General features: G+C 40.8%; 2 protein-coding genes and 1 pseudogene. 1 reads left to right on the top strand and 2 read right to left on the bottom strand.

All coding sequences use genetic code 11. The annotated features are described in order from the left end of the window. Window positions 1-310 (top strand): annotated as a pseudogene (locus V7K27_RS25135) (hypothetical protein); the annotation flags it as partial. A gap of 222 nt (window positions 311-532) precedes the next feature. On the opposite strand, the gene V7K27_RS25130 reads toward V7K27_RS25135, so the two are convergent. Continuing rightward, on the bottom strand, window positions 533-1,333 hold the full coding sequence (locus tag V7K27_RS25130; RefSeq protein ID WP_334950932.1) for an isopentenyl phosphate kinase: 801 nt from the start codon (window positions 1,331-1,333) through the stop codon (window positions 533-535). A 932-nt stretch (window positions 1,334-2,265) separates the two neighbouring features. Continuing rightward, a complete protein-coding gene (locus V7K27_RS25125) occupies window positions 2,266-4,197 on the bottom strand; it encodes a S9 family peptidase (RefSeq protein WP_334950930.1) in 1,932 nt (643 codons plus the stop codon). Between the last annotated feature and the right edge of the window lie 340 nt (window positions 4,198-4,537).

The following is a 4,537-nucleotide window of genomic DNA, read 5'->3' as shown; positions in this document are numbered from 1 at the left end:
TGAATATCTAATTTACTGGAAGCCTTATTGGATTAGGGTTTTGGTAATTTCTACTCTGATTCAGGCTCGTCAATATTTAGATGCGTTTGCCCTGGCACTGCACCTGACCGACGGGGTTGGTGACAACCTCGTTGAGTTTACTTACAACCGGGAAGAACAAGTTGATGGAGTGTGTATTGGGCGAAGTATTGGCTCAATTCTTTGCAGTGCAGTAACGATGATTCGTCTAATGCAACAACTCTTGGCAACCAGGAAAGATATTATCGCCTTTATCAAAAAGCGAAAACCAAAAAGCCATGACCAAAATTAGATATCTGCAAAAATTTTCATAACACAAAATTAAAACCAGTTCTTCCAGATGATGCTCCGATCGCTGTAGTACTTTTCGCGGGTGGTGGCGGGATAGAAGCTGGGATGGTACAGGCTGGTATTCGTCCAGTTATCGCGGTGGAGTTTGTCTCAATGAGTTATCTCAAAAAGATTAAGGGTAAGTAATTCGGATTAACTACCAACAGTTTTGAAATCATTTTAGTTAAAATGCCCTAATTAAAGTGCCTAGAGTTGGCGTACCTAAAACTGAACAGGCTAAATTCCCTGGGATATTCCCATCAATTATCCAGCAGTCAATCCCTAAACTAGAAATAGTCAAAAACTCCTCAACTTTCTTCGCCATCCCGCCAGTAACATCTACTGATTTGCTCTTGCCCAAGAAAGGTTTAATCTGAGAATAGTTAGCTTGAGTAATATTGGAAACTACTTGCCCATCTTGATCATATACACCTGCATAATTCCCAACATTTATTAGTCGAATTTTAAACTTACCTTGAAGATAGAAGTATTTCGCTAGTTCTGCAAGCATTGCATCTGTCGAGAGGACAGTACCACCAATAGCTTGATCTAGAACGACATCACCAAAAACTAAAGGAATTAAACCTGCTTTTAGACTACTTTCTATTACACTAAAATCACTCTTCAACAGTTTCTTATTATGAGTGATTATCATAGTAATAGGTGGCAAACTTACCACTGGTAAACCTGCTTGTAAAAAACTTTTAGCTAGGAGGAAATTTAAATCTAAAGCATCTTGGTGAACTAAGCAAAACCCTAGTTTTTCTTCATCACATGAAAAACCATTAATTGTATTATATTTATTCGCTGATTGGTGGGCAAAAGAACCAGCACCGTTACCAATAATCAGTTTCAGATTAGGATTTTCATGTTTGATTAGGCTCACTTGCTCAACCAGTTGTGTTATAACTTCTCTTCGAGCAATATAAGGTTTATCCTTGTCAGTAATTAAGGAACCTCCTAGCTTCACCAATACTAATTCCATAATAAAATATTAAATAGGGTTTGCTGAAAAAGTATGAAAAAGCAATTCTTTTGGGTTGACTAGTTATTCAAGCAAAATCAAAGATAAGCTTTTGTTGCTTATAAGTAACAAAATCATAATTTTCAGTTATATTAAACCGCAAAAAAGGTGCAGTTTTCAAAAATAGACATAAAGTTGATTCTTCTCTTCGGTACATAGTTACGTCCGATACACCTGGTTGGGGCTGACCACAGTGATACAAGGATTTTGGGCCATTTTACCTTCTTATCTTGCACCTGAATATCTTTCTTTGGTCTGATAATGTAGAGACTGCAACCCTTTCTTTCTTTTTCAGCAACCCCTAAATAAGGAAAGACAAAAACTTATAGGAAACTAATTCTAAACAAAAAAATCAAAATTGCTAGTAATTTCAACGCAATTTAACAAAACGCATGAAAGGAAACAGTAAATTTTGGTTACAAAATAATGCAGCAAATGTTGTTACATCTACGTTGTCAATGGATAGCTGGAAGTTGGGTTGAAGAAGGCACTTATGCTGAGGGCAGAGGGCAGAAGGATCAAGTCAGAAGGGGATTCAACACCGTACTGTCTTGGAGCGACTGAACAAGAGTTCAGTGTTCTTGTCTTAAACCCAAGTTCGGTCCGGTCACTCTCTGTGGACAGGAAGCAGAATTCCATAAAAGCCTTCTGCCTCCTGCCCTCTGCCTTTCCCGATAATTTTTGTGATTCTATCTTTAACTCTTTTATTAAACCTCAAACTATTTGATAAAAATTATACTTAAATTTTCATGTTCAACTATTATTCGCTGTTTAACCTTTACCCTAAACCCAATGCCGAGTTAAAAATGCACAAAGCGAGCAGTATTGCGGTCAAGCCTGTCGTGAAGCACCGCAAACTACTACAATGGCGGTGATCGCCTTGTTAGTTGGAGCTAAAAGTTTTCAATGACTACAGGCTCAACTGGTTGGGCAATTTCAAAATTGAAAATTCGTGAATAAAAGTAAAGTTCTGCTGACAAAGAACGCTTGATGTTTGCGGCTTTGCGGAAACCATGTTCTTCACCCTCAAAAGCAACATAAGCCACAGGTACACCTTTTGTTCTTAGCGCTGTAACCATTGCTTCAGTTTGATTGGGCGGAACTACTCGATCTTCTAATCCCTGAAAAAAAATCATTGGGCAGGCTAGACGCTCACTAAAGTTAATTGGCGAACGCTGTTGATAAATCTGACGCTGTTGTGGATAAGGGCCAACCAGACGATCCAAGTACCGGGATTCAAACTTATGTGTATCCCGAACTAAAGCTTCCAAATCACTGACACCAAAATAGCTGGCTCCTGCTTTAAAAGTATCTCGGAAAGTTAAGGCACAAAGCGTTGTGTAACCACCTGCACTCCCCCCGGAAATGGTTAGACGAGCGCCGTCTACATCTCCCCGTGACACTAAGTAACGCGCACCGAAAACACAATCATCCACATCTACAATTCCCCAGTTCCCATCCAGGCGTTGCCGATACTCCCGCCCGTACCCTGTACTGCCACCATAATTTACATCCAAAACCGCTATTCCTCGGCTAGTCCAATACTGAATGCTAAAATTGAGGCTACTAGAAGTTGCTGCGGTGGGGCCACCGTGACTTTTGACAATCAAGGGCGGTTTTTCAGTCTCAGGAGCCGTATAGTCACGGTTTCGAGGTGAGTAGAAAAGGGCGTATGCTGTTTTGCCATCAGATGTTTCATACTCAATGGCTTCAGGTAAAGAAAGATAACCAGCATCAATAGTTACATCACTAGAACACCGTAGTACTTCTAGCTCTTTAGTTGTCAGATCCAAACGGACAATTGCTGCTAATTGAGTTGGCGAACTTCCACGAAAAACCACCTGGTTAGAGGTCGCGTGGAGAGAACTAATATCTGTGTAGGGCGTATTTATTAGTTCTAAGTTACATGTTAGTGTATCAAGGCTTGCTAAATACCAAATGCCTTGCTGGGTATAAGTACAAATAATCTGGTTAGCAGACCCAAAAGCATAAGTGGACATCCCAAAATTCCATTGCGGCTGACCAAATTCTGCTTCCATTTGAGTTAGCGCTTCTACATTTTCATCTTGCCAACGATATATATTCCACCAACCTGTACGGTCAGAAACAAAATACAACTTACCATCTGGCGACCACTGTGGCTGAAAAATAGACTCATCTAAATCCCCAGCAATTTTTTGAGTATTTCCCAAAGAACCATCTGCCTTTAATTCCCCAACCCATAGTTCAGTCCCATCCCAAGGCATATTAGGATGGTTCCAAGTCAGCCAAGCTAAACGTGAACCATCCGGGCTAAGGCGAGGCGAAGCATAAAAGTCATTTCCAGATACTAATAGTTGGATTTTATGATCTCCGTCTAGTTCCACGCCGACTAAACTATTACTCGCCTCCTTTGTCACATCTGTGTGATCTTCATATACACAAATAATTCGGTTGTTTTGACGATCAAAAACACCGTCTGCATAGCGTGTGGCAGCTTTTGGGGTGATGGCTTGCGGCTCTTGATCGCTTTTTTGATAATATAGGCGTTGATCAATAAAGTTGGAAAAGTAAACAGTGCCATTCACCACAAGAAAGGAACTGCCACCATATTCATGCACACGAGTACGCACATTGAAGCCACTAGGCGTGAGGGACTGGATTTTACCATCTGCATCCCGCCGCACTATGACATTTCTACCTGACTCTGATGGTCGTAACTCACTCCAGTAAATCTCTTCGCCACAGAGGGCAATTTGTCCCAACCCAATTGTACTTGCAGTAATTAAGTCTGTTGTTATCGGCGATCGCCAACATCCGTAAGACGCTACTTCTGCTTTGATCACGCTTTATTCTGCTCCCTGTTCCCAAGAATCATACATTGTCTGTAAAGGCAAAACTCTGACACACCCACTTATACTAATCCGTAATTCGTAATCCTAGCCACAAGGTAGCAGCAAGCTACGTAATTGAAAGTTCTTTAATATAAATATTTTAGGCAACCAGATCATTGGCGTAAGCTCTCACTGCCGGCCAACGGGTGCAAGACTCAAAGGAGGCCACTATCTGTTAATAAATATTGCTACTTTGCTTGGCGCTCGTGTCCAACTCACCCAATAGCTGTTCAGATTTTCCTTCATCTTTCTTTGCAGCAGATTCCAATCAACTGTAAATCCAAGGTTTTCT

This window comes from Nostoc sp., from assembly GCF_036919575.1.
Lineage (GTDB): Bacteria > Cyanobacteriota > Cyanobacteriia > Cyanobacteriales > Nostocaceae > Nostoc.
The sequence above is the reverse complement of the archived record's forward strand: the minus strand, read 5'-3'. Positions and strand labels throughout refer to the sequence as shown.